The 25,576-nt window shown below is 52.5% G+C and carries 19 protein-coding genes and 1 riboswitch; of the genes, 9 read left to right on the forward strand and 10 right to left on the reverse strand.

Annotated elements, in window-relative coordinates; translation table 11 throughout:
* Positions 1 to 129: 129 nt before the first annotated feature.
* From K5621_RS03830 to K5621_RS03855, 6 genes are all read right to left on the reverse strand, one after another.
* Complete coding sequence (locus tag K5621_RS03830; protein ID WP_221050471.1) at positions 130 to 1,446, reverse strand: alkaline phosphatase; 1,317 nt, start codon at positions 1,444 to 1,446, stop codon at positions 130 to 132.
* A gap of 7 nt (positions 1,447 to 1,453) precedes the next feature.
* Positions 1,454 to 2,413, reverse strand: coding sequence for a glutathione synthase (gene gshB / locus K5621_RS03835; protein WP_096140986.1), 960 nt, complete (start codon positions 2,411 to 2,413; stop codon positions 1,454 to 1,456).
* A gap of 43 nt (positions 2,414 to 2,456) precedes the next feature.
* Entirely contained in the window at positions 2,457 to 3,188 is a 732-nt protein-coding gene (gene rsmE, locus K5621_RS03840; RefSeq protein ID WP_221050472.1) for a 16S rRNA (uracil(1498)-N(3))-methyltransferase, read from the reverse strand.
* Between the two features lie 18 nt (positions 3,189 to 3,206).
* The gene (locus K5621_RS03845; RefSeq protein WP_245003167.1) at positions 3,207 to 3,944 is read right to left on the reverse strand and encodes an endonuclease; all 738 of its coding nucleotides are present in this window, start codon (positions 3,942 to 3,944) and stop codon (positions 3,207 to 3,209) included.
* A 113-nt stretch (positions 3,945 to 4,057) separates the two neighbouring features.
* Positions 4,058 to 4,627 (reverse strand): SprT family zinc-dependent metalloprotease, encoded by a 570-nt coding sequence (locus K5621_RS03850; RefSeq protein ID WP_221050474.1) that lies wholly within the window; start codon positions 4,625 to 4,627, stop codon positions 4,058 to 4,060.
* A 71-nt stretch (positions 4,628 to 4,698) separates the two neighbouring features.
* The gene (locus K5621_RS03855; RefSeq protein WP_221050475.1) at positions 4,699 to 5,847 is read right to left on the reverse strand and encodes a pyroglutamyl-peptidase I; all 1,149 of its coding nucleotides are present in this window, start codon (positions 5,845 to 5,847) and stop codon (positions 4,699 to 4,701) included.
* A 190-nt stretch (positions 5,848 to 6,037) separates the two neighbouring features.
* On the opposite strand from K5621_RS03855, the gene blaOXA reads away from it, so the two are divergent.
* A complete protein-coding gene (gene blaOXA, locus K5621_RS03860; protein WP_221050476.1) occupies positions 6,038 to 6,907 on the forward strand; it encodes an OXA-55 family carbapenem-hydrolyzing class D beta-lactamase in 870 nt (289 codons plus the stop codon).
* A 98-nt stretch (positions 6,908 to 7,005) separates the two neighbouring features.
* Here the strand turns inward: blaOXA and K5621_RS03865 are convergent, their stop codons facing one another.
* Positions 7,006 to 7,917: a LysR family transcriptional regulator gene (locus tag K5621_RS03865; RefSeq protein ID WP_100142500.1), complete on the reverse strand. Its 912-nt coding sequence runs from the start codon at positions 7,915 to 7,917 to the stop codon at positions 7,006 to 7,008.
* Positions 7,918 to 8,038: 121 nt separating this feature from the next.
* Between K5621_RS03865 and K5621_RS03870 the strand changes: the two genes are divergently transcribed.
* The 3 genes from K5621_RS03870 (at position 8,039) to fusA (ending at position 16,521) form a co-directional block, all read left to right on the forward strand.
* The gene (locus tag K5621_RS03870; RefSeq protein ID WP_221050477.1) at positions 8,039 to 12,592 is read left to right on the forward strand and encodes an ATP-binding protein; all 4,554 of its coding nucleotides are present in this window, start codon (positions 8,039 to 8,041) and stop codon (positions 12,590 to 12,592) included.
* Between the two features lie 144 nt (positions 12,593 to 12,736).
* Positions 12,737 to 14,137, forward strand: coding sequence for a diguanylate cyclase (locus tag K5621_RS03875; RefSeq protein ID WP_100142502.1), 1,401 nt, complete (start codon positions 12,737 to 12,739; stop codon positions 14,135 to 14,137).
* Positions 14,138 to 14,430: 293 nt separating this feature from the next.
* Complete coding sequence (gene fusA, locus K5621_RS03880) at positions 14,431 to 16,521, forward strand: elongation factor G (RefSeq protein ID WP_100142503.1); 2,091 nt, start codon at positions 14,431 to 14,433, stop codon at positions 16,519 to 16,521.
* 323 nt (positions 16,522 to 16,844) lie between these two features.
* Here fusA and arcA read toward each other — a convergent pair whose 3' ends face one another.
* Positions 16,845 to 17,561: a two-component system response regulator ArcA gene (gene arcA / locus K5621_RS03885; RefSeq protein WP_100142504.1), complete on the reverse strand. Its 717-nt coding sequence runs from the start codon at positions 17,559 to 17,561 to the stop codon at positions 16,845 to 16,847.
* A gap of 558 nt (positions 17,562 to 18,119) precedes the next feature.
* Between arcA and K5621_RS03890 the strand changes: the two genes are divergently transcribed.
* From K5621_RS03890 to K5621_RS03900, 3 genes are all read left to right on the forward strand, one after another.
* The gene (locus tag K5621_RS03890) at positions 18,120 to 18,551 is read left to right on the forward strand and encodes a DUF3293 domain-containing protein (RefSeq protein WP_100142505.1); all 432 of its coding nucleotides are present in this window, start codon (positions 18,120 to 18,122) and stop codon (positions 18,549 to 18,551) included.
* 85 nt (positions 18,552 to 18,636) lie between these two features.
* Positions 18,637 to 18,814, forward strand: a riboswitch (Lysine riboswitch).
* A 136-nt stretch (positions 18,815 to 18,950) separates the two neighbouring features.
* Complete coding sequence (gene lysC / locus K5621_RS03895) at positions 18,951 to 20,318, forward strand: lysine-sensitive aspartokinase 3 (protein ID WP_221050478.1); 1,368 nt, start codon at positions 18,951 to 18,953, stop codon at positions 20,316 to 20,318.
* Positions 20,308 to 21,414: a succinylglutamate desuccinylase/aspartoacylase family protein gene (locus K5621_RS03900; protein ID WP_221050479.1), complete on the forward strand. Its 1,107-nt coding sequence runs from the start codon at positions 20,308 to 20,310 to the stop codon at positions 21,412 to 21,414. The genes lysC and K5621_RS03900 overlap by 11 nt, the downstream gene beginning before the upstream one ends.
* 53 nt (positions 21,415 to 21,467) lie before the next feature.
* Here the strand turns inward: K5621_RS03900 and asnC are convergent, their stop codons facing one another.
* Positions 21,468 to 21,929, reverse strand: coding sequence for a transcriptional regulator AsnC (gene asnC, locus K5621_RS03905; RefSeq protein WP_025888669.1), 462 nt, complete (start codon positions 21,927 to 21,929; stop codon positions 21,468 to 21,470).
* 108 nt (positions 21,930 to 22,037) lie between these two features.
* Entirely contained in the window at positions 22,038 to 22,715 is a 678-nt protein-coding gene (rluA, locus tag K5621_RS03910; protein ID WP_221050480.1) for a bifunctional tRNA pseudouridine(32) synthase/23S rRNA pseudouridine(746) synthase RluA, read from the reverse strand.
* Positions 22,716 to 22,923: 208 nt separating this feature from the next.
* On the opposite strand from rluA, the gene K5621_RS03915 reads away from it, so the two are divergent.
* Both K5621_RS03915 and K5621_RS03920 read left to right on the forward strand, forming a co-directional pair.
* Positions 22,924 to 25,032: a winged helix-turn-helix domain-containing protein gene (locus tag K5621_RS03915; protein ID WP_221050481.1), complete on the forward strand. Its 2,109-nt coding sequence runs from the start codon at positions 22,924 to 22,926 to the stop codon at positions 25,030 to 25,032.
* A gap of 188 nt (positions 25,033 to 25,220) precedes the next feature.
* Positions 25,221 to 25,409: a hypothetical protein gene (locus tag K5621_RS03920; protein ID WP_025008933.1), complete on the forward strand. Its 189-nt coding sequence runs from the start codon at positions 25,221 to 25,223 to the stop codon at positions 25,407 to 25,409.
* Positions 25,410 to 25,576 lie beyond the last annotated feature (167 nt).

The raw sequence follows: 25,576 nt of genomic DNA on the forward strand, positions 1-25,576 counted from the left end.
TTATCTGGCGTCGAGAGTTAGGTTGCGATTTCCCGAAAATTAACAACCCGGCAAGTGCCGGGTTGTTTTTATCTTATAGCTGTCATGGCCGGGCTAGATAGCCCGGGTCCAACCTTTTATTCGCTTAGGCTATTGAGTTGTGTGTTGTCCCTTGGGCAACAAGCTTATCAGTTTGGAGGCGATATCTGTGTTGTCCTGATTGCCGATAAATAACTCGGCGCCTGGGCCTGTGGCAAACACCTGCACATCTGTGCCTGTATGGCCGCCAGTGGTCCAACCTGTATTGGAGCGGCGATCCACTTCCTGTTTGATAGCGCTGGCCAGCGTCTCTTTGCCTTGCATTCTGGCCTTGGTCAACTGCTCCAGCAAAGCGGGTTCCAGCTCAAAACCCAGGCCTTGAGCCAGCGGCGCTTGCCAGTCTTCTGCGGTCAACGCCGCGGCGGCCAGAGTGTCGATACTGGCAGACAACCCCTTGAGTACCTCTGGATTCCAGGCATATTTGCCCTTGCTGCCGATGGAGAGGCCGCCGGTATTGTGATCTGCGGTGGCCACCATCAGGGTATTGGGGTTTTGGCGCACGAACTGTTCGACCACTTCCATGGTACGGGCAAATTCATCCATCTCCGCCATGGCGGCGGCGATGTCGTTGTTGTGACCGGCCCAGTCGATCAGACTGCCTTCGACTAGCAATACAAAGCCGTTGGGGTTTTGTGACAAGAGCTCCAGTGCCTTGCCTGTCATGGCGCTGAGGCGATGGCCGTCCTTGTCGTCCAGCACCCAGGGCAGTTGTACTTCGGCAAACAGGCCCATTACCTTGGGCTGTTTGATGCTTTCAAGCGTGCTGAACTCCTGTAAAATTTGATAGCCCTTGGCATCAAACTTGGCCAGCAGTTCCTGATCGAAGTATTTCTGGCCGCCCCCCAACATTACATCGGCATCCGTCTCCAGATACTTGTTGGCCAGCTCGACATAGTGCTTGCGACTTTCGCTATGAGACAAAAAGGCCGCCGGTGTGGCGTGATTTATCTGGGAAGTGACCGCCACTCCCGTGCTCATGCCCCGCTGCTTGGCCTTTTCCATTATGGTCGGGATCGGTTGCTTCTGGGTGTCGACCGAGATAGCACCGTTATAGCTTTTTACCCCGGTTGCCAGCGCAGTTGCCGCGGCGGCGGAGTCGGTGACATAGCCGCTGACTCTGGCGGGGTAGGTACTGGCCATACCGACCAACAGGCGATCGAATACCGTCTGTTCTATCTCTTCGGTATCCGGGTTGTCGTTGAAATACCGGTAGGCGCTGGTATAAGCCGGCCCCATGCCATCACCGACCATGATCACGATATTTTGGGGTCTGGAAGGGGCGGGATTGGGCAACTGATTGGCATCGGCTGCCAGTGGCAGCAACAATGACAGTCCCAGTAATGCGCCCGTGAGTTGGCTCAGTTTCATCAGAGTCTCATCCTTGTTGTTTTTGTTGCAGTCTTTGCTCAATGGCATTCATCAGCATGCCGGTGATATTGACATCGAAAGCCGCTTCAATCTCTTTGATGCAAGTGGGGCTGGTGACATTGATTTCGGTGAGCTTATCCCCAATCACATCCAGACCGACGAAGATCAGGCCGCGCTTTTTAAGCTCTGGGCCCAGGGCTCTGGCAATGGCCCAGTCACTTTCTGAAAGAGGCTGGGCAACACCGCTGCCACCGGCCGCTAGGTTACCGCGGGTTTCGCCCTTCTTGGGGATCCGCGCCAAACAGTAGGGCACAGGCTCGCCGTCGATGACCAGAATCCGCTTGTCACCCTTGGTGATTTCGGGAATAAACACCTGCGCCATGGCATAGTTTTGGCCGTAATCTGTCAGAGTTTCTATGATAACCCCCAGGTTGGGATCGTCCTGCTTGACCCTGAATATAGATGTGCCGCCCATGCCGTCAAGCGGCTTGAGGATCACATCGCCATGCTGAGCATGGAAAGCGCGTAACCGCTGCGGATCGCTACTGACCAGTGTGGTGGGGGTAAATTGGCTGAACCAGGCGGTAAACAGCTTTTCATTGGCATCACGCAGGCTCTGTGGCTTGTTGACTATCAGTACCCCGGCCTCTTCGGCGCGCTCCAGCATGTAAGTGGCGTAGATATATTCGGTATCGAACGGTGGGTCCTTACGCATCAGAATCACATCCAGCTCTTTGAGCGGCGTGTCGGTCGCTTCACCCAACTGATACCAATCAGTGGGATCTTCCTGAACCTTGAGTGGCCGCATCTTGGCCCAGGCTTCACCCTGCAGCAGCGCCAGATCCTGCATCTCCATATAGAAGAGCTCATAGCCGCGAGACTGCGCCGCCAACAACATGGCGAAGCTGGAGTCTTTCTTGATGTTGATATCCTTGATGGGGTCCATCACTATGCCGAGCTTGATCATGATGCCTTTCCTTTATTCGTTACGCCCACTGGGCGGAAAATGGTTAACCCAGATCGCCGAATCTGAGTTGCAATGCGGTAATGGCGGTTAGCGCCGCGGTTTCGGTGCGCAGTACTCTGGGGCCGAGCAGAACTTCGGTAAATGCCTGGGTTTCTGTCATGGCAATTTCCTGCTCCGACAGGCCGCCTTCCGGACCTATCAAGAGACGCACCTTGTTGTTTGGCAGCTCAAGGCCATTGATGCCGTGAGCGGCTCTGGGATGCAGATTGAGTTTCAATGCTGTTGTTGGCTCGGCGCACCAAGCGGCCAGCTCCATGACGGGTCTCACTTCAGGAACCCGGCTACGGCCGGATTGCTCACAGGCGCTGATAACAATTTTTTGCCACTGCTGCAGTTTCTTTTCTAACCTATCGCCGCTGAGTTTAACGCCGCAACGCTCTGAAAACAGTGGCGTGATGGTGTTAACCCCCAACTCTACCGATTTTTGCAAGGTGAAGTCCATGCGATCGCCGCGGGAGATCACTTGCCCCAGGTGCAGATCCAGTGGTGATTCAGAGGGATTGTCCATGGCAGACAGCACGTTCACATCCACGGCTTTCTTTCCGGCGCTGACGATAGTGGCCGGATAGTCTTTGCCATCACCATTGAACAGGCTTATCTGCTCGCCGCTGGACATCCGCAGTACTCGGCCGACATGGGCGCTGGCATCATCATCCAATGACAGGACTTGCCCCGTGGTTATTGGACCTGGGTGATAAATTCTCGGCACTCTCATGCTCTGTGTTCCTTAGGCTTAATGTGTTCTGCCACTGAAGGCACTTTGGCTGCAGGCAGCCTGCACCCATGGATTGTGATTGCCCTGAGAGGCGGCAATCGCCTGATCTCGTTGGCATTCAATAGTATCAACTGGATAGCTTTTGTCCCACGCCTTGAACAACTTTAATTGGCTGGAGGCTATCTTGAGCCCATAGGTTTGCTGCATATAAAGGTAGGTTCGGGCGATTCGTCCTCTTGCCTGCGCCGGTGGCTCTGCCTTACGAGCCTTAAAGTCGATGGTCATTTGGCATTGGCCATACTGGTTTGGTTTGGCATTCCACTGGCTGAACCTGAAGTTGGATCTGTCGCCGTTGACCTCACCCACGGCGGGCACCAGATTGTGCAGGTCGGCTTCCATGCGCTTAAAGGTCTTATCGTTACGGCTGCAGTTCTTGCGACCACCGTTTTGCCAGCACTGTAACTGATGGCCAAACTCCCAGGCAGGCACTATGTGCTCCCATTCGATGCGGTTGGCGCGGGTCTCTTGTTTGCGGATTTGATAGCCGCAGCTTTCCAAGTCAGGCTGCCATTTCTTGCCTTCCATTTTGATGGCGCAGCCACAGTAGAAACTGACCGCCGGCAGGTTTTGGCTGTAGATAGTCCTGGCGCGTTTTTTTGCTTCGGAAAAACTGCTTGGATGGCTGGGCGAAGCCAGCACAGAAGAGGCTGCCAAAAGCAGCGGCAGGGCCACAAGCGGCCGCTGAAGGAATGAAATCACTCTGTTCCCTAAAATCATAACTAAGGATGCCGACAGCCGATACTTCAGGTGTCAGACTTGGAATTGTTGCTGCAGATAGTAAAAGAAGCCGCCAGGCTTGGCAACTTGGCTCAGGATGGCTGAGGGCTTAGCAGTTGGCCGCAGCGGCGGCATTGATATTTAGCCTGACCCCGCATGACCTTGTTATGGCGGCGGATGCTTAGCTCCACCACGCCGCAGCCACACTGATAGGGTAGGGTCCTGGGTTTGACCGAACTGATATCCATCGAGTGAGTGGTACGCGGCGCCAAGCCGTAAATTCGCCGCATCAGGCTCTGCCACTCCTTGCCATGAGGTCGGGTCTTGCCATGCAGTTGGAAGCAGAGCAGGTGACAGATTTCGTGCGGAACCACCTCATGGGTGAAGGTGTGCAGGTTTTGCTCCAGCAGTACTGGATTGAAGCGCAAGCGGTTCTCGGTTGGATGAGCAGTACCGGCGCTGCGGCCTCGCAGGGTAAAACTGACCGAAGGGCGCTTTAGTGCATGCCCCAGCGCGGCCTCCGCCTTGAGATAGCAAAGTTCTATTGCATCGAGCACCGCCTGCTGCGCTTCACTAGCGGCAGCTTCAGGCTGCGGTTCAGACGCTTGATGGTATTCAGCTGTGCTGGCGCTTTTAAGGGATCTGAACAACTGACTCAGCATGAGAAACTCGAATTGGTATGAATTGACGGCAAATAAACAGAGGCGCAACCGCGCCTCTGTTGAATCAGGGATTATAAACTTTTGGCCGCTGCTGTCAGCATGGCTTTGACCTGCTCGACAATTGCCGTTTCGGTATCGGCTTCAAAACCGGCAATGCTCGGGGTGTGAATATGCCCGGTGGGAATGCGGCTGCCGAGTTGATTCTGCAGCAGGATAGCCCGGTAGGAGATCTCGTTGGACAGGTAACCGCCGCCAGAGCCTTCCACCGAAATGCTGTTTTGCAGTTCGCTCAGGCTACTTGCCTGAAACTCGCCGCGGGAAAGAGTGCTGACGCTATGGTTGTCGTTGACCTTCCAGCGGCCATTTACACTCTGCATGGCCGCTACCGGCAGGGAGAACTCGACAAACTCAGGGCCATTGAGGGTATCGTTTTCCAGCTTAGGGGGCAGAGGGCGCTGTATACTGGCGCCGGTGAAAATATTGCGGTTGTCCGGGGCTTCGGCGCTGCGGTTGCGGCCTGGGAAGCGCTCCAGATCGAAGTCGCTGCGCCCCATACTGACAGTGACCACCATGTCGACACTCTTGTCGCGGTAAACCGGGGTCAACAGCGACTCTATGATGCCCTCATCGAAGTCGGCGAAACGTACCGGTATCATCACTGTCTCTATCTGCGCCTGACGGCCGTTAACCGAAAAGCGGTAACCATCCAATGCCAGGGCGACTAGGCCTGAAGGGTTGCTCTGCTCTATATTACGATCGAGAAAGAAGGGGTCGAATCCGGTCAGCAGTATCTTGATGCTGACATCATCCTTAAAGTCGATATCGCTGAAACCTCGAGATGACTTTTCCACCGCCTTGGTCAGTATTTCTCTTTGCCAGGAGGCGATATTGAACTTGGGCGACTGTTTGTCCAGCTCTGCGCGCATCTGCAACCGGCTCCAGTAAAGGGAGCGATCGTCGCTGTGACCCGACTGCACATCTCTGACCGCCTGTTGCCACAGGCGTTGCCCCTGGTGCGCTACCATTTGGGTCACCTTGAGCTCATCGGTATGTTGGCGGTATTTTGTTAACAGATCGTCAGTCAATGCCTGATAGCGCTGGACCACTTGAGGCATTTTTTCATTGGCGGCAGGCAGGCGATCCTCTTCGACACCGGCCTGAGCCGACAGAGAAACCAGAGTTCCCGATAGCAGGGTTATGGCCAGGCTGGGCTTAAACATGGCAGTTCCTTTCGCTTATAGAGTTGTAAAGTAATGCGTTTGTTAAGTATGCAACACTCGCCAGCAACTGGAAAGCTATCTGTTGCCTTGCCAGATTGTCGCCACAATTGAGCAGGGCTTTGCCAGACCATTATTCATCCCAGGGCTGTATGCTCGTTGCTTTGACCGCCTGGATTAAAAGGGGAATGAGATGAATAAAGCTTTGCACCGAAAGCGCATGAGTAAGCGTTTGCTGCTGCCCATGTTGCTGTGTTTATTGGCTCAACAAACGCAGGCTGTGGCAGCTGAGCAGACCAAGGTCAGTGACGTCGGCTCTGAGGTCACGGCTGAGGGTTGGCAAGAGGTACGCCGCTGGGACAAGCTGTTCGAATCCGCAGGTGTTAAAGGCTGTTTGTTGCTTTGGGATCAAAAGCGTTCTTTGGGGCTCTCCAACAATTTAAGTCGCGCCGCCGAAGGTTTTATTCCGGCTTCTACCTTTAAGATCTCCTCCAGCCTTATTGCGTTGGAAACCGGGGCGGTGCGCGATGAAACCAGTCGTTTTAGCTGGGACGGAAAGGTTCGTGAAATAGCTGCCTGGAACCGGGACCAGAGTTTTCGCACCGCAATGAAGTATTCTGTGGTGCCTGTGTATCAGCAGTTGGCCAGGGAGATAGGCCCCAAAGTGATGGCGGCTATGGTGCGGCAGTTGCAATATGGCAATCAGGATATCGGTGGTCAAGCGGACAGTTTCTGGCTCGACGGCCAGCTTAGGATAACGGCGTTTCAACAAGTGGATTTTCTGCAGCAACTGCATGGCAACAAGTTGCCTGTGTCCGAGCGCAGCCAGCGAATTGTCAAACAGATGATGCTGACCGAAGCGAGTACTGACTATATCATTCGCGCCAAGACAGGCTATGGTGTGCGGCGTACGCCGGCCATAGGTTGGTGGGTCGGTTGGTTGGAGTTGGACGACAACACTGTCTATTTCGCCATTAATCTGGATCTGGCCTCGGCCAGCCAGTTACCGTTGCGCCAACAACTGGTGAAACAGGTGCTCAAGCAGGAACAACTGCTGCCTTGAGCAAGAAGGGGACTAGTGAGCCAAGAAATGAGTCAGAGAAGGCCAACTTGTGTGCTGTGTTATTGATTTCTCAGCCTTCGTTCATCTGCAAAGATTGGCTACATCATCAAAGATTGCAGCGACTCCTGGCTGCTGAAGCGTTTGGTGAAGAAATCCAGGAACACGCTGATATTGGTCGCCAATTGTCGACGGGAGGAATAGACGCCATAGACCTTGAAGGGCTCTATGGGCCATTCCGGCAGTAGTGGCACCAGGGCGCCACTGGCCAGTTCGTTCTTACATACCGAATGGGACAACATGGCGATGCCAAAGTCATCCAGCGCCAGTTGCTTGACCATGATGGCACTGTTTACCCGAGTGCGACGCCTGAAACTGGCCATGGTCTTACGACTACCCTTGCCCAGCGGCCAAATGGGGGCCGAGCGTGAGGTACCCAGCAAGATGCCATCGTGTTGGGCCAGATCTCCTGGGGTTGCCGGGGTCCCTTTGGCCTTGAGATAGCCGGGACCGGCCACCAGAATTGGCTGACGTTCAAAAAGTAATCGGGCGACAAGTTCAGAAGGTTGCAGCGGACCATACTTGATGGCGATGTCATAACCTTCGCCCACCAAGCCCACATCGGCATCGGTAAACTGAACATCCAGTTCGACCCCGGGGTAGAGACGCATAAAGCCACTGCAGAGATTGGCGATTAACTCTTGGCTAAAGGAAACCGGAATCGCAATCCGCAAAGAGCCGGAAACATCATTATGAGTATTCTCAATTGTGGCCTTGGCCGCTTCCACTTCGTTGCAGATACTGTCACAGTGTTGGTAAAAGAGCGCACCCACCTGAGTGAGGCTTATTGAGCGGGTATTTCGTTGCAGCAGGCGTACCCCAAGCTGTTGTTCCAGTTGGGCGATTTTTCGACTAATGGTTGACTTTGGCAGGCCGGTATTGCGGGCCGCCTGAGAGAAGCCTTCTGCTCTGACCACTGCTGCAAATAGGAGCATCCCATTCAAATCTGGCATGTTTTTAATACTGTCTCAAAAATGGAACAAAGTGTCTAAGGCAGTTTAATGGCATTTGACGGGATAACAAAGGTATATTTACTGGCTAAAAAATTTCAGAGGCTTAGCAGAGGATCGATAGATGACCAGCAAAAAGCAGCCCACAAACACGACTCAAGCCCAGACTCCGGATCCCCTGTTTTTGCAGGCGGAGCATTTGGCTAAGGATTTTTCGCTGTTTCCAGAGCACAGCAAACAGAGCCTTTCAGAAGAGATAAAGGGTCTGTTGGATGACGATGCCATCCAGAGTAACTTAAAGTCATTGGCGCAGTTGGATGTGGATGGCTATGTTGCCAAAGTTATCCAGCCTACTCAGGACAAGAACCGCCCAGGGGCCAAAAGGATCATTGCCGATCTAAAAGGCAAGATGATCGCCGAGAGCCACAATGGCCCCTTCTATAGTGCCGAAATAGAGTTGAACTTTGGTGGTCGTAACCGTCGCATCGGCTTTATCGCCCAGGAGCGCACCACGGCTAACGGTGCCTGGATGCCGGAACATCACCTGCAGGCCTGTGAGGCGATTCGTCATTTCGCCGAATTGTCCATGCCCATTGTTTACCTGATTGATACCCCCGGAGCCGATGCTGGTGAGGTGGCCAACAGCCATAACCAGGCGCATTCTATTTCCAAGGCGATTGCCGAGAGTGCCAACGTCGATGTGCCGACTCTGGGTATCGTGATTGGTGCCGGTTATTCGGGCGGGGCTATTCCACTGGCGGCGGCCAATATACTGCTGTCGCTGCGTGATGGTATTTTCAACACCATTCAGCCTCAGGGCCTGCAGAGCATCGCCCGCAAGTACAACCTTTCATGGCAGGAGTGTGCCAAGTCTGTGGGCGTGTCTCCGGAAGAGCTCTACACCTCGGGTTGTATCGACGGCATTGTGGATTTCTCTCCTTATGATCGCGATGAGCGTCAGCACAACCTGCGCCGCGCTATTATCAGCGCCATCGAGGCCATCGAACGCGCCGCGGTGCAGTTTGTAAAAGAGTCAGATGACCTGCGCGAACACTATGATCGCAGCCTCAAGCGTTTCCTCGAGCCTTCCAAGAACCTCAAGGCACTGGAATCCAATGCGGAAATGTCGATTGCCATCAGTCCGACCATGCACCTTAACCTGTTCGGCAGCGCCTACCGTTACCTGCGTTATTTGACCCTGCGCAGCCGTATTCACTCCATCTCTATGGATCAGTATGGCCGTCTGTCCAAGGTGAGTGTGCCCGAAGGGGATCTGTTGGCCCGGATCCAGAAAGAGCAGGAAAAGGTATTCCAGGCTTGGCTGTCCAGCCCTGACAAGCTGGTTTACGACGAGGAACTCAACAAGCTGTGGAGTAACTTCATCTCCAAGCGTGAAGACGTTTCCACCGAACGTAACATGCTGACCCGTCTGATCTTGGGTGAGCCGAAAGAGAATTATAAGAAGGCCCGTAAGGCGCTGCTGTTCAACATAGGTTGGTCTCTGTATCACCGTTGGAAGAGTAATGCCGCCAACAACTTCAAGGGGCTTATTCACTACCTGGAAACTCTGCCAGCGGAAGTGACTCAGGCGCCTTGGCCTGAACTGAACCAACTGACAGTACTGGATGTCGTGGTCAATGAAGAGCTGCGTGAAGACTTTATTTGGCAGTGTTACAACATCCTGATATTCAACGCATTGTACGACAATGTCGTGGGTAACCTGGCCTCTATCGCCAAGGAAGCCATGATGAGCAAGAGCTTGTCGCGTCAGTCTGTGGATGGTCTGTTGCACAAGTCTATCGACCGGGCGATTTCCACTCAGGATACGGCCAACGATAAGAGCAAGTTCTATAAGTGGCTGAAGTACTTCATGTCACAGTCCAATCGCGCCGAACTGCTGACCAAGACAGAGCAGTGGAAGAGTGTGGGTTTCCCACAGCTGAACGATTCGCTGTTCGTGATCTTGACTTACTTCTTCGAACGTCTGCTGCCGGAATACTTCGACAGTGAAGAGGATAAGGGCAAGTATACAGGTGCCATCAACCCGGTGCGTATCGGTCGTCGTAAGGACTTCTGGAACCGTTTGACCATGGGGTACCAGGATCTGCTGATCCAAAAGGTGCTGCGTGAAGAGAAGAAAGCCGGCAATATGACCTGGGAAAATATCATCGCCAAGTTCTTCAAGAACTTCGATGAGCTCAATGGCGACAAGATGTCGGCCAACCTGCTCAACTTCCCAGGTTTCCGTCTCTCTATTGAAGATGCACTCGACAAGGGCATTCGCCCCTGTGGTTTGATTACGGGTCTGGCCGACTTTGAACATGGTGGCAAGGCGCTGCGTGTTGGGGTTGCCGTATCCAACACCGCCTTCCAGGCCGGTGCCTTCGATATGGCCAGTGCCGAGAAGTTCTCCGCGCTGCTTATTGAGTGTGCCAAGCGCAAGCTGCCGGTGATCTGCTTTATCAGCTCTGGCGGTATGCAGACCAAAGAGGGTGCTGCTGCGTTGTTCTCCATGGCCGTGGTGAACGACCGTATTACCCGTTTCGTGCGTGACAACGAACTGCCTGTGCTGATGTTCGGTTTTGGTGACTGTACCGGTGGCGCCCAGGCATCCTTCGTGACTCATCCTCTGGTGCAAACCTATTACCTGTCCGGTACCAATATGCCGTTTGCCGGTCAGATGGTGGTACCGGCTTATCTGCCATCTACTTCTACTCTGTCCAACTACCTGTCCAAGGTGCCGGGGGCAATGAGTGGTCTGGTCAATAACCCATTCAGCAGTCAACTCGATGAACAGCTCAAGAGCATAGATCCACTGATGCCTATGCCTAACGCCGAGATAGGTGACGTGTTGACCAACGCGCTGTCGACTCTGGTGGTTGAAGTAGAAGAGGTCAGCGAAGAGATAGTTCAGGACGATCCTCGTACCCTGATGAAGCCTATCGATAAGGTGCTGGTACATGCCCGAGGCTGTACAGCGGTGAAACTGATCCGCAAGGCGCACGACAATGGCATCAATGTGGTACTGGTGGCGTCCGATCCTGATATGACGTCGGTTCCTGCCGACATGCTCAAGGAAAACGACAAGCTGGTTTGTCTCGGCGGTAATACTTCCGACGAGTCTTACCTGAACGCATACTCAGTGCTGAAAGTGGCCGAGTATGAGCAGGTAGACGCGCTGCACCCCGGGATTGGCTTCCTGTCGGAAAGCCCACAGTTCGCCGCCCTGTGTGTGAACAACGGCGTGAACTTTGTTGGCCCAAGTGTGCACTCGATGACAACCATGGGTAACAAGTCCAACGCCATCAAGACCTCTCAGGCGCAGAATGTGCCCGTGGTACCCGGCTCTCACGGTATTTTGACCAACGCTGAGCAAGCGGTTAACGTGGCCAACGAAATCGGCTACCCAGTGCTGCTCAAAGCGGTACAAGGTGGTGGCGGTAAGGGTATCCAAGTGGTTAAGCGCCCCGAGGATATGATTGGCCTGTTCCAGAAAACCTCCACCGAAGCGGCTGCCGCCTTTGGTAACGGTGACCTGTACCTGGAAAAATATGTGACTTCACTGCGTCACATTGAAGTTCAGCTGCTGCGTGACAAGTTCGGCAACACCAAGGTACTGGGTCTGCGTGACTGCTCGGTGCAGCGTAACAACCAGAAGGTGATTGAAGAGTCCGGTTCCACCATGCTGCCTGAAGAACTCAAGCAGAAGGTGATGGAATACACCCGTGCTCTGGGTGATGCCACCGACTATATGGGCGCAGGTACCGTTGAGTTCATCTATAACCTGGATGCCAACGAAGTCTACTTTATGGAGATGAATACTCGTCTGCAGGTAGAGCACCCGGTAACCGAAGCGACTTCCGGTATTGATATCGTCAGCGCCCAATTCGATGTGGCAGCCGGTCGCTCCATTGAAGATCTGCAGCCGCAGGAAATCGGCTATGCGATGGAAGTGCGGGTGACAGCCGAGAAGGCGGCGCTGGACAGCCAGGGCGTTCTGCAGCTGGTGCCAAACCCGGGGCTTATCACTGAGTGCGTGATGCCTGAGCGCGATGATGTGGAAATCATCTCTATCGCGGCCGATGGCAAAGAAGTGTCGCCATACTACGACAGCCTGATTGCTCAGATCATCATCCGTGGTGAAAGCCGGGACGATGTGATTGCCAAGATGTATGACTATCTGGATCAGGTGGTCATCAAGGGTATCGCCACCAACATCCCGCTGCTGAAGCGGATCCTGGCCGACGAGACCTTCCGTGAAGGCGTGTATGACACCAACTATCTGCCGCGCCTGATGGCCGAGCTGGATATCCCTGCCCTGATCGCCGAAATGGAAGCCGCTGCCGAAACTCAAGGTGTGGATACCGAATCGCTGCGTGTGGGTGAGTCCAACGAGCTCAAGGTGTTGGCTCAGGGCGCAGGTATCTTCTATACCTCTCCGGCGCCGGGCGAAGCCGACTTCGTTAAGGAAGGCGACATAGTGACCGTCGATCAGACGCTGGCACTGACCGAAGCGATGAAGATGTTCTCTCAGGTGACATTGGCAGGCTTTAACCGCAAAGGCGCCGAGCTGTATCCAGAGGACAAGAAATACCGCATCGAGCGGATCCTCAACAGTAATGGTCAACAGGTGTCCCAAGGCGATCTGCTGTTTGTGGTCTCCCCTGTGGAAGACTGAGGCTGATTGCCTGTGATCCAAAGACCCGCTTCGTGCGGGTCTTTTGCTTTTAACGGCTGGGTTCCTCTCTGACAGTGTTCGCAATCTGGGGGCGATGTTTTTGAACTAATATTGAATGTACCCAGAATTGGCGGAGCAGACAGATTGTTGAGATTTTTGCGGCCCATATTGTTTGGCAGCCTTTTACTGGCAACGGCTGCAGTCAATGCTGTCACGATTCCCTATTGTGTCGACCCCGACTGGATGCCCTATGAAGGCATAGACCAAGGCAAGCATGTGGGGATCTCTTCTGGCTTTCTTGAGCTTATCGATCGGCAGACAGATTGGCAGTTTCAGCTGGTGCCCACCGAGAGCTGGCAACAGACATTAGCCTACTTGAAGCAGCAACGCTGCGTATTCACTCCCATGCTCAACTACACCCCAAGGCGCGCCGAATTCTTATACTTCAGCGAAATCTATAGTCGCTCTCCCAATGTATTGGTTTCCCGCCGTGAACAACCCTTTCTGCAAAGTATGGAACAGGTCGGTGATAGAAGCCTGGTGATCCCCAGAGGCTACCGCTTACTGGATTATGTGCGCCAGAACTATCCCAAGATCCGCATTATGCTGGCCGAGACAGAGCAGCAGGGACTGGAGATGGTCTCCAGCGGTGAGGCGGATCTGTTTATCGGCTCCATGTATTCCATCAACGCCCGCATTCAGCAGAGTGGGTTGTTCAATCTCAAAATCGCCGGTTGGGCCGGGCCAGAGGATCAATTCCGGATGGCGGTGACTGAGAATAGCAAATGGATGCTGCCCGAGCTCAATCGACTGTTGGCACAGGTTTCCGATGAGCACAGGGCCAGACTATATCGGCAGTGGAGCCATATGGCGGTGTTGGAACAGACTGACTACCGAATGTTCTGGCAATTGTTGACGGTGGCAACATTGATTTTCGGTGCCTTGCTGGCTCGTAATCGCTGGATCAGTAAATACAACTGCGAACTGACGGCCAAGAATCAACAACTGGAACAATTGCGCAATCAGTTGCTGGAAACCAATAGAGAACTGGAGTTCATTTCGACCCACGACCCATTGACCAAGCTGTATAACCGTCACTATTTCCACCGACACTTCGCCGCCGAACATCGCAGTAAAACGGCCCAAGGGCATACTTCATTGATAGTGATAGACATAGATTTTTTCAAAAATATCAATGATCGTCATGGCCACAGTGTGGGGGATTCGATTCTCAGCGAGCTGGCCACTCTGCTCAAGGAGGGGGCCCGTGAAAATGATTTAGTGGCTCGCTGGGGGGGAGAGGAATTTATGATCATCTGCCCGGATACCGACTGTGTGCAGGCGGGGCGTTTGTGTGAGCGTCTGGCGTCTGCAATGAAACAGTTTCCTTTCTCTGCCGGTGTCAGCCTGAGTTGCAGTTTTGGCCTGACAGAACTTAAAGCCGGTGAATCGATCTGGAGCGCGTTTGACCGGGCGGATCTGGCGCTTTATCGGGCTAAGTCGGAGGGCCGAAATAGGATCTGCTGCGATCCCGAATCTAAATGAAGGATAAAATCAGCTTAAATTCATCAGTTTCAAGTTAGAGAGGCGCTTTTATACAGTCAATTTCGGCGTTAACCACTCGAATACTGAAAATATTGATATGTAAGAACTTGAATTAAATGATTTTTATTTTTTACGTCTGTCTGTGATGACAAACTGGTGAAAATTGAAACTGCTGATTGCAGCCTATGGGGGTTTCGGTGTTATAATACGCGCCTTATTTATGGGGTTCCGTCTGTCGCAGCTTTGAAGTGGCATACTCCGTCTCCTATTAACTAATCATTTGAAGTTGAATCATGACTGACTTATCAAAATACAGAAACATTGGTATTTTTGCTCACGTTGACGCGGGTAAAACCACTACCACAGAACGTATCCTGAAACTGACCGGCAAAATCCACAAGATGGGTGACAGCCACGACGGTACCACTACTACTGACTTCATGGAGCAGGAAGCCGAGCGCGGTATTACCATTCAGTCTGCTGCGGTAAGTTGCTTCTGGAAAGATCACCGTTTCAACGTCATCGACACACCCGGACACGTTGACTTCACCGTTGAAGTATATCGTTCTCTGAAAGTTCTGGACGGCGGTATTGGCGTATTCTGTGGTTCCGGTGGTGTTGAGCCTCAGTCCGAAACCAACTGGCGTTATGCTAACGAATCTGAAGTTGCTCGTATCATCTTCGTAAACAAGTTGGACCGCATGGGTGCTGACTTCTTGCGTGTTGTAGGTCAGATCAAGCGCGTTCTGGCTGCGACTCCACTGGTTATGACTCTGCCTATCGGCGTAGAAGACGAGTTCAAGGGCGTTGTTGACGTTCTGAACCGTAAAGCCTATGTATGGGATGATTCTGGTCTGCCAGAAAACTACTCTGTAGAAGAAGTTCCAGAAGACATGGTTGATCTGGTTGAAGAATACCGTGAGCAACTGGTTGAGACTGCCGTTGAGCAGGACGACGACCTGATGGAAGCCTATATGGAAGGTGAAGAGCCTTCTATCGAAGACCTGAAGCGTTGTATCCGTAAGGGTACCATCAACCTGTCATTCTTCCCCACATACTGTGGTTCTGCTTACCGTAACAAGGGCATGCAGCTGGTTCTGGATGCGGTTGTTGACTACCTGCCATCTCCAACAGAAGTTGAGCCTCAGCCTCTGACTGACCCAGAAACTGGTGAAGAAACCGGTGAAGTCGCTACTGTATCTGCCGACGAGCCACTGCGCGCGCTGGCGTTCAAGATCATGGATGACCGTTTCGGCGCCCTGACCTTTATCCGTATCTACTCTGGTAAGATGAAGAAAGGTGACACTATCCTGAATAGTGCTACCGGTAAGACCGAGCGTATCGGCCGTATGGTTGAGATGCACGCTAACGATCGTAAAGAGATCGACTTTGCCCAAGCCGGTGACATCATCGCCGTTGTGGGTATGAAGAACGTTCAGACTGGTCATACTCTGTGTGATCCTAAGCACGAATGTACTCTTGAACCTATGATCTTCCCTGATCCAGTGATCTCTATCGCTGTAACTCCTAAGGACAAAGGCGCTTCTGAGAAGCTGGGTGTTGCTCTGGGTAAGATGGTTGCAGAAGATCCATCATTCCAGGTTGAAACCGACCAAGAAACCGGTGAAACCATCCTTAAGGGTATGGGTGAATTGCACCTGGACATCAAAGTAGACATCCTGAAGCGTACTCACGGTGTTGAACTGACTGTTGGTGCTCCACAGGTAGCTTACCGTGAAACCATCACTCAAGCCGTTGAAGACAGCTACACTCACAAGAAGCAGTCTGGTGGTTCTGGTCAGTTCGGTAAGATCGACTACCGCATCCGTCCAGGCGAAGCTGGTAGTGGCTTCAAGTTCACCTCCAGCGTTGTTGGTGGTAACGTACCTCGTGAATTCTGGCCAGCAGTTGAAAGCGGCTTCGAAGACATGATGAACGAAGGTCCTCTGGCTGGCTTCCCAGTACTGGACGTTGAAGTTGAACTGTTCGACGGTGGTTACCACGCAGTTGACTCCTCAGCGATCGCGTTTGAAATCGCTGCCAAGGGTGCATTCCGTCAGTCTATGCCTAAAGCCAAGCCTCAGCTGCTTGAGCCTGTGATGAAGGTTGACGTGTTCACTCCAGACGATCACGTTGGTGACGTTATCGGTGACCTGAACCGTCGTCGCGGTATGATCAAGGATCAGGAAGCCGGTCTGACTGGCGTACGCGTTAAGGCTGACGTACCACTGGCAGAAATGTTCGGTTACATCGGTCACCTGCGTACTATGACTTCTGGTCGTGGTCAGTTCTCCATGGAGTTCTCTCACTATGCTCCATGTCCTGCCAACGTGGCTGAGACTGTTATCGCTGAAACCAAGGCACGCAACGCTGCCAAGAAGTAAGGATAATTAATCCTGAAAAACCCGCCTTGATGGCGGGTTTTTTTATGGGCGAATATCTAGTGCCGCGAAGCCAGCAGAATCAAACTTGCACTCAGCTCGGCGGATGCCCATGTACATCAATGGGCAATCGTATGGCAACTGTTTCCGAAAGTGGCATATGGGCCAAGGCGCTACCTAAGATAAAGGAGCTGGGATCGGCAGAGACTTACCGTGAGGAAGCTACTGTGAATATCAGTAGCGAGGAGAACTGAAATAGGTGATAGCAGATAAACAAAAGCCAGCTCGATAGGCTGGCTTTGTGTAGGGCTGATAAAGCGTGTTTATCAGTCTTCCAGGTTACCGCAGAAGCGGTAGCCTTCGCCGTGGATGGTGGCGATGATTTCCGGTGTATCAGGCACACTTTCGAAGTGCTTACGAATACGACGGATAGTCACATCGACAGTACGGTCGTGTGGCTTGAGCTCACGGCCGGTCATTTTCATCAGCAGCTCAGCGCGGCTGAGGATCTTGCCTGGGTTTTCCACAAAGTGCAGCATAGCGCGGAATTCGCTACGTGGCAGTTTGTAAGATTCACCCTGTGGGCTCACCAGAGAACGGCTGTTGATTTCCAGGCTCCAACCATTGAAGCGGTAGTATTCAACGGCGGCCTTTTCTTCAATTTCAATGCCTGAACTGTTGACGCGAGTCAGCAGGTTGCGGGCACGAATAGTCAACTCGCGAGGGTTGAATGGCTTGGTGATGTAATCATCGGCACCGATTTCCAAACCAAGGATCTTGTCCACTTCGTTGTCACGACCGGTAAGGAAGATCAAACCGATATTGTTGATTTCGCGCAACTCCCGCGCCAATAGCAAACCATTCTTACCCGGTAGGTTGATATCCATAACCACCAGGTTCACCTTGTTTTCTTGCAAGGCTTTGTGCATCTCTGCGCCATCATTGGCTTCGGTCACCACATAACCTTCTGCCTCGAAAATACTTCTCAGCGTGTTACGGGTAACGGCTTCATCTTCAACGATCAGAATGTGCGGGTTTTGCATGTTATTTACCTAATTAAATCAGTTTATCTAACCATGAGCGCGGGTGACGCTCCGTTCTAATACCTAAAACGCCAACATTCACAGGGTTCACGTAAGTGCTGTTCAAAACTGAAATGAAACGGCAACACACTTCATGATTAGCAAAGTATGCTCTCCAATTGGGAGAGGCGCGAACTGTACAATCTAGGATTCCCAGTCGTGGGATTTAGTTCCTGAAAGGCTTGGAAATTCTAAAAACGTTATCTTAAAACCAGATTACATTTGGTACAGAGTCGTTATCGATAGAGACTTATGCTGTCGCGTAATGGCGCTAGCCGGGTCACACGCTTAACTCTAAGCCTTCATCGATACATTACATTGTACTAGGATTGGGCATTTGTTAACAAATAAAATGTTAACAAATTAATGGTTAACTATGATCCGCATCACAAGTTTTTATGTTGAGTGTTGAAACTTAAGCATTTTACATTCTGCCTTACTGTGAGCTTGCTCACGAGACTAGGGGATTTTGTAACCCTTTGCTAGAATGAATTCGGTTAATTAGAGACAGATACTACAATGGATGCTGCATTTGAAAGTCTCTGGCAATGCTACCAGAGCGCATGCTTTTTATTGACTCAGTCGTTTTCTTCCACCATACCTTTCGCTATTGTCACCGCCCATAATCCCTTGGGGCAAAAACTGACTTCCAGTCAAAATCGTCTTCTCGATCGGCAATTACAAGGTGATATTGATAAGTTGGGCATACCTTACCGGGCGATCATAGGGGCGGCTGAGGATCTCAGTCATATGGAGAAAAGTTGGGCTCTGTTTCTGGATAAGACCGCAGCAATCGAGTTGGCGTTAAAGTACCATCAAAACGCTCTCTACTATGTGAATAATGGCATATTAACCTTAGTGCCCTGCCTTAGGGGAGAGTGTGAAGTTGAACTCGGGTTATTTAAAAACAGGGCTAGACTGGTTAATGAGTTACCCGAGCTCAGTGACTGATGAGTTGAGGAAATTTCATCGGGTGCAAATTAGCATTGACTTCATAAGGGCTTTATTGCTAATTTTTTAATCCCTTTTGAGAGAAAGGAACAGAAGAGGTGCGTTAACTAGGTAGTGAGTCAGAGGAAGCCAATTTCCAATGACGGCTCATGAGGGAGATTAACGCCGAGGTCGGGATGCGCATTGGTAACGCTCTCCGGTCGGTTGGTCAGGCTGAATCCTGGCGGCTGTCACCTGGTTTTTGGTGGAGAGCTTCTGGTGACGATCGCTTTTTCCCTACTTTGGGGTGCGTTATCTCAGCACCAGGCTCTTCGAACGTTATCTGTTCGGAGCTTAATTCATGAAATCTATTCTCGTTGTCAACCTTTCCCTGTCTCCTGCCTGCGGGGGAATGCGCTGATGTCCCTAGTTGTTGCCAAGTTTGGCGGTACCTCGGTCGCCGATTATCAGGCGATGAATTGCTGTGCCGATATTGTGCTGGGAAATTCGGCTACTCGTTTGGTTGTGGTGAGTGCCTCATCAGGTGTGACCAATCTGCTGGTGGAGTTGTCCCAGGCAGACATGGGGGACGAGCGTCGTCTCAGGCTATTGAAAGAGATAGCCAGCATTCAATACGCAATTCTGGATAAACTCGGCAGACCGGCCGATGTAGCCGCGGCGCTGGATGCTTTGCTCAGCCGCATGGCAACGCTCAGTGCCAAGCTGTTGCAGGCGCCGAGCAATGCTATGGTGGATGAGATCCTGTCCCTCGGTGAGCAATGCTCTTCAGCACTGTTTGCCGCGGTTTTGAGAGAACGCGGTGCCAAGGCCTGCGCCTTTGATGTGCGTCAGGTGATGCGTACCGATAGCCATTTCGGTAAGGCCGAACCACAAATTGCCGAGCTAAAGCGGCTGGCGACAGAGAAATTACAACCCTTGCTTGAGCAACAACTGCTGGTGACCCAGGGCTTTATCGGTGCCGATGCCGAGGGGCGAACCACTACCCTTGGGCGTGGCGGCAGTGATTATTCCGCGGCCCTATTGGCTGAGGCTTTGGAAGCCGATGCGGTGGAGATCTGGACCGATGTAGAAGGAATTTACACCACAGATCCCAGACTGGCTCCCAACGCTAGGCCCATTGCTGAAATCAGTTTTAATGAGGCGGCCGAGATGGCTACTTTTGGCGCCAAGGTGTTGCACCCTGCCACCATCTTGCCGGCGGTGCGTCAACAGATCCAAGTGTTTGTCGGTTCCAGTCGGGCGCCGGAAAAAGGCGGCACCTGGATCCGCCACCAAGTGGATGATGAGCCGGTATTCAGGGCCGTTGCCGTGAGACGAGATCAGACCCTGCTTAACTTGCACAGTCTGCAGATGCTGCATGCCCAGGGGTTCTTGGCCGAAACCTTCGCTATCTTGGCGCGGCATAAGATCAGTGTCGATCTCATTACCACCTCAGAGGTGAATGTATCGCTGACGCTGGACAAAACAGGCTCAGATTCGGCCGGTAAGGGGCTTCTGACCGAAGCTCTGTTGCAGGAGTTGTCGCAACACTGCCGGGTGCGGGTGGAAGACAAGCTGGCCCTGGTGGCCATTATAGGCAACAAGATAGCCACTACTGCCGGGATCTGTCGCCGGGTATTTGAAGTGCTCGAACCCCATAACGTCCGAATGATCTGTCAGGGCGCCAGTCCACACAATCTCTGTGTCTTGGTGTCTGAAGCCGAAGCCGGTGATGTGGTGGCCGCTTTGCATCGCAACTTATTTGAAGGTGCTCAGGATGCAGCTTGAACACCTGCAGGTTGGGGAGCTGGCCGCAGGTCAGCCTCTGACCATCCCCATATATCGCTTCAAAGGCTCCAGTCATTCGGCGCCCAGCGTCTATATTCAGGCCAATGTGCATGGCGCCGAGGTGCAGGGCAATGCGGTGATTTTGCAGTTGCTGCAGTACTTCAAGGCGCATCCGCCTCTGGGGGATATCACTCTGGTGCCTCTGGCCAACCCCTTGGGGATCAACCAGAAAAGTGGTGAGTTTACCTTGGGCCGCTTCGACCCCATCACAGGTATCAACTGGAACCGAGCCTATCTGGATCAGGCCGTCCACCTGGATGACTGGTATCCGCAGTATAGTGAGCTGCAGGAGCAGGTATTGTTTGATGCTTTTCGTCAGCTTCTTATTGGCAACTGTGAACAGGCATTGGCCAATCCTTGGGGAGTGACGACCGGCCAGAGATTGGCGCTCAATCTGCAGAAACTGGCGCACGGCGCTGACATAGTGCTGGATCTGCACACCGGCCCCAAGTCCTGTAAACACCTCTATTGCCCCGAATATGAGTTGTCCGCAGCCAGCTACTTTCATATTCCCTACACCTTGGTAATGCCCAAAGGTTTTGGTGGCGCCATGGATGAAGCGGCCTTCAATCCCTGGTGGCAACTTAGCGATTATGCCAAGAGCCGGGGGCGAGATCTGAGAGTCGCCGTGTCAGCCTTTACCTTGGAGCTTGGCAGCCAGGAGCGTATCGATCTTGCCGATGCCAGCCGGGATGCGGAAGGGATATTAAGTTATTTGAGCCATAGGGGAGCGATAACCCAGCGCATACAGCCCGAGGTGATGCCACGTTTTGCTTGTTTGCTGAAAGACTATCGAAAGTTTCACGCGCCTATGGCAGGGATGGTGGAGTATCTGGCCGAGCCGGGAGTACCTTTGGCTGCGGGCACACCTCTGGTCAATATGCTCAGGCTCGACCGAGTCGATGTCGGTACTGAAGTCACCAGGCTCTCACTCAATGAGGATGTGATCCCCGTGCTGCATTTTGCATCGGCGTCGGTGCACCAAGGGACTGAGCTCTACAAGGTGATGACCCACTACTTTTCTGTTTCTGATTAAAATCAGGCCCGGTGATAAGCCGGGCCATTTTTTTTAACTAATCGGATCAGATGTTAGGGTTTTACCGCCCTGACAATCGGGTTCTGCAGGCTGATCAGGGTTTCGGTGGACTGAATTTCATCTATCGACTGGATACGGTTAATCAATACGTGCTGCAGGGCATCGATGGACTGACACATCACTTTGACAAATACGCTGTAGTTGCCCGTGGTGTAGTAGGCTTCGACTACTTCTTCCAACTCATTGAGCTTGGAGATGGCGGCGGGATAATCACCGGCACTCTTGAGATTGATGCCGATAAAGCAACAGACATCATAGCCTAGAGCCTTGGGGTTAACTGTTATTTGGGCTCCGGTGATGATACCGGCCTGTTTCATCTTTTCGACCCTGACATGAATCGTACCTGCGCTGACGCTGAAGCGTTTGGCCAGCTCGGCAAAAGGGGTTCGAGCATCCTGCATCAGGGCTTCCAGGATCTGATTGTCCAGTTGATCTCTTTGAAATGATGTATCCACAGCATCACGCCTAAATTGCTTATAATCAGGCATGAATCTACGTGTTTTATTGTAAAATTGCCAGTCTTATGGCGACTTTTGGCTCAACATCTATGGTGACGTTAGCCGTTATTGCTCACCTTCGGGCGCGAGAAAAGGCACAGGTGCACTGAAGCTCATGGGTTCGTCCGAGTAGGGATGCTTGATGCTGAGGCTGGCGGCATGCAGCAGCAATCTGGGAGCCAATCTTTTTGCCCAGGAGTCGGCGTAGAAACCATCGCCCAGAATGGGGTGGCCCAGCGCCATCATATGCACCCTGAGTTGGTGTGAACGCCCTGTGATGGGGATCAGTTTGACCAGAGTTGAATAGCGTCCCTTGCTGATCACCTCATAGTGAGTCAGTGACGGCTTACCCACTTGATGGTCGACTTTCTGTCTGGGCCTGTTGGGCCAATCGCAAATGAGTGGCAGTTCTATACTGCCTTGGTTGGCCTTGATATGACCGGCGACTCTGGCGTAGTAACTCTTTTGGGTTTCCCTGTCTCGAAACTGGCGTTTCAGCTCACGCTCGGCACTGCGCCTCAGTGCCAATAAGAGTACGCCCGAGGTGGCCATGTCCAGGCGGTGAACCACTTGTGCTTGCGGATGTTCGGCCAACACTCTGGCATAGGCGCTGTCGTGATGGGCCGGATCCCGTCCGGGAACCGAGAGCAGTCCCGAAGGTTTATTGATGACTATGATGTCCTTGTCCTGGTAGAGAATATCCAGCCAAGGCTCGGTTGGTGGATTGTAGACAAAATCTGACATGTCATGGCCTCAATGAAAATGGACGGCAAAGATAACCGCGGCTGTCGGCAGATGCAAGCTCTTGGGCGTTGTTGCATCCAGGCGCGTAAGCCAACGCAGAGCATCATGGGGCTTGTCCATATCTTACCTGGGTTAATTTGAGTGCTTTACTTCTCTTTTACAACCGCGGCAATTAGTATCTTAGTGTTTGAATTGGAAATGGATTGGTATGGGAAGGCGCTCAGGTTACCTGTTGGAAGATTGGTTGGTTGACCCTCAGATGAGTACGTTGAGCCGCGAAGAGGCTCAAGTACGGCTCGAACTCAGGGTGATGCAGGTATTGCTGTGTCTTATCCATCATGCCAACACCTTGGTGACCCGAGAGATGTTGATCCAGGAGGTTTGGCACGGCGGTATTATCACGGATAACGCCATCAACCGCATTATCGGTTTGCTGCGCCAGCATCTGCAGGATAATCCCAGAGCGCCACGTTTTATCAAGACTGTGCCCAAACAGGGCTATGTACTAATAGCGAAAGTGCGTGAAACGACACTCGATGACGATTCGCCGGACGAACTTTTGCCAATAAAACCGATAGGTGCCGAGACTGAGCAAAAGATAGCTGCAGGCGGCAGCAAGTGGGGCTATTGGGGCGGCGCCTTCGGAGTGCTGGCAGCGGGTATCGCCAGTTGGCTCTATCTGGCACCGGCCCGGGAAAACCCCCAGCTTGAGTTGACCGATGTGGCCATCCGGCGTCTGACTCCACTGACTTCACTCAATGGTCAGGAGGTGGACCCCAGTCTGTCCCCCGATGGCAGTATGCTGGCGTTTTCCTATCGGGAACTGAACGCCGATAAATGGCATATTGAGCTGATGTCACTCGGCGACAGGGTCATCAAAACCATTCCTGTTGTGGGTGATTACAGTCTGCGCTACCCGGCCTGGCGCCACGATGGCAAGGCCTTGGCTTATTTGGCGTTCAGTGAAACTCAGGGCTGCCGTATCATGTTGACAGAGCTGACTGACGAAGGGATGCGCAGCCGCATAGTCAGCCAGTGTCATCAGACGACACAGTCTACCAGCATCGCCTGGAGCCCATCGAACCGCTCGCTGTTTTATGTCGATGCCGATGGGGTCGAAGGCTTCAAACGCATTTTTCTGCTCAGCCTCAGCGATGGCCGGCGTCAGCAGTTGAGTCAACCTCATGTGGTGGGGCGCGGCGACTATGCGCTGGCTTTGTCTCCCGACGGTCACAGTCTGGCGGTGCTGCGCAGTATCAACTGGTTTGATACTCAGATCTTACTCTTTGATATTGAATCCGGTGATTGGCAAAACCTGCAGCGGGTGGGGTATCCACTGCGTAGTATCGCCTGGGATAAAGGCGGCAACGCCTTGGTATACAGAGGTGAGGAGGGGCAACTTCACCGTTTGCAACTCAAACCCCGCAAGTTAACCCGGCTGACGAGTGTGTTGCAGGAAATCAATTCTCCCTCGGCCAATAGTGGTGGACGCATGGCGGCAGTTGTCGGCGAACTGTTTGAAGAGGAGATCTGGTTCTGGTCCTCGCCCTTCGATGAGGCTTCCAAGCCGCAGCGCTTTGTGGCGTCCAGTCGCCGTGATACCGCCGGTACCTTGCGCCACGATGGCAAGGAGTTGATCTTTGTTTCCAATCGCAGCGGCTTGCCACAACTATGGCGTCGGGATGAACAGGGCACCGAGAAACAGCTGAGTCGCCTGAGCACTTTTTCCCATATAGATGAACTCAGTTATTCAGCCGACGACAAGCTGGTTGCCGGTAGTCTCAATCAACAGGTGTTTGTCCTTAACCCTGAAAACGGTGAACTCAAGTTTTTCCCTCAACTGGGCAATGTCCGTAATGTCAGTTGGGGGCGCAGTAGCAATGAACTGCTGGCAGCCGTCAGTGTCGATGGTCGCTGGCAGATAAACAGCCTGATGTTGGACAGTGGCGAGCAGCAACCTTTGCTGATGGATGGCTTTTCTGCCAAATACGCCGCCGACGGTACTCTTTATTTTACCCGCCTGTACAAGAAAGGGATTTGGCGCCTGAAGCAGGGCGTCGAAGAACTCTTTTATGACCAATATACTCCTCACTTCGGCAGCAGTTGGCAACTGGCTGCCGAGGCACTCTGGTTACTGCGGCCCAACGATCATGCCATGGGTATTCTCAAGATAGATCTCCACACGGGTAATAGAGAGGAGCGCGACATTCCGATGGAGAAAGTTTCCCCAAGATTGCTGTCAGTGACAGATGATGGCCAGATCTCGCTGGCGTTATTGGGGCCTGCCAATACCGATATAGTTGAAGTAATTAACTGATTTATAAGACATCACCTTTCCGTCACCTTTTCATTATGGTGCTTTCCCCTGCCTGAGATAGCTTTAGGGACAAGCTTGATTGCCTGACCACCAAAGCGCTTGGTTTTTACCCTGAGTACCGGGCCAAAAGGTTAAAGCAATCTCGGGCGCAGTTTGCGCCCACCCATTTCCCAGCAGGAGAAAAGACGATGAAAAGTTTGAATCAGTTTGTGAAAAATGCGATTGGATTTGCGTTGCTTTCTACTCTGTTTGCTTTACCGCTACTGCTGGCGTCGACACCCACCAAGGGCAAGGATGAAGTCAATACGCCATCTCTGTGTGAGCCGTATCCAGAGTGTGTGATTTACAAGATCCCCGATGAGTCCATCAATCTATAACCGTCAGCGGAGGCCATCATGTTGCAGGTAACTCTCTATTTGGTCGGTTCACTGAGCGCTTTTGTATTGGTGTACTACCTGTTTTTAAACTTGGTTCTTGCGTCCGAAGAATCAAGCTTGCTCGACCCTAAGGACAAATAACTCTCCCTTTCCAAGCCAAAGGGGCT

This window comes from Shewanella carassii (assembly GCF_019670705.1).
GTDB classification, from domain to species: Bacteria; Pseudomonadota; Gammaproteobacteria; order Enterobacterales; family Shewanellaceae; genus Shewanella; species Shewanella carassii.

Coding starts and splice junctions, on each gene's coding strand:
- K5621_RS03830 (WP_221050471.1), bottom strand. CDS start 1,446: ATGAAACTGAGCCAACTCACGGGCGCATTACTGGGACTGTCATTGTTG.
- fusA (WP_100142503.1), top strand. CDS start 14,431: ATGACTGACTTATCAAAATACAGAAACATTGGTATTTTTGCTCACGTT.
- K5621_RS03850 (WP_221050474.1), bottom strand. CDS start 4,627: ATGCTGAGTCAGTTGTTCAGATCCCTTAAAAGCGCCAGCACAGCTGAA.
- K5621_RS03855 (WP_221050475.1), bottom strand. CDS start 5,847: ATGTTTAAGCCCAGCCTGGCCATAACCCTGCTATCGGGAACTCTGGTT.
- rsmE (WP_221050472.1), bottom strand. CDS start 3,188: ATGAGAGTGCCGAGAATTTATCACCCAGGTCCAATAACCACGGGGCAA.
- gshB (WP_096140986.1), bottom strand. CDS start 2,413: ATGATCAAGCTCGGCATAGTGATGGACCCCATCAAGGATATCAACATC.
- blaOXA (WP_221050476.1), top strand. CDS start 6,038: ATGAATAAAGCTTTGCACCGAAAGCGCATGAGTAAGCGTTTGCTGCTG.
- K5621_RS03865 (WP_100142500.1), bottom strand. CDS start 7,917: ATGCCAGATTTGAATGGGATGCTCCTATTTGCAGCAGTGGTCAGAGCA.
- K5621_RS03915 (WP_221050481.1), top strand. CDS start 22,924: ATGGGAAGGCGCTCAGGTTACCTGTTGGAAGATTGGTTGGTTGACCCT.
- K5621_RS03900 (WP_221050479.1), top strand. CDS start 20,308: ATGCAGCTTGAACACCTGCAGGTTGGGGAGCTGGCCGCAGGTCAGCCT.
- K5621_RS03920 (WP_025008933.1), top strand. CDS start 25,221: ATGAAAAGTTTGAATCAGTTTGTGAAAAATGCGATTGGATTTGCGTTG.
- K5621_RS03870 (WP_221050477.1), top strand. CDS start 8,039: ATGACCAGCAAAAAGCAGCCCACAAACACGACTCAAGCCCAGACTCCG.
- lysC (WP_221050478.1), top strand. CDS start 18,951: ATGTCCCTAGTTGTTGCCAAGTTTGGCGGTACCTCGGTCGCCGATTAT.
- rluA (WP_221050480.1), bottom strand. CDS start 22,715: ATGTCAGATTTTGTCTACAATCCACCAACCGAGCCTTGGCTGGATATT.
- arcA (WP_100142504.1), bottom strand. CDS start 17,561: ATGCAAAACCCGCACATTCTGATCGTTGAAGATGAAGCCGTTACCCGT.
- K5621_RS03890 (WP_100142505.1), top strand. CDS start 18,120: ATGGATGCTGCATTTGAAAGTCTCTGGCAATGCTACCAGAGCGCATGC.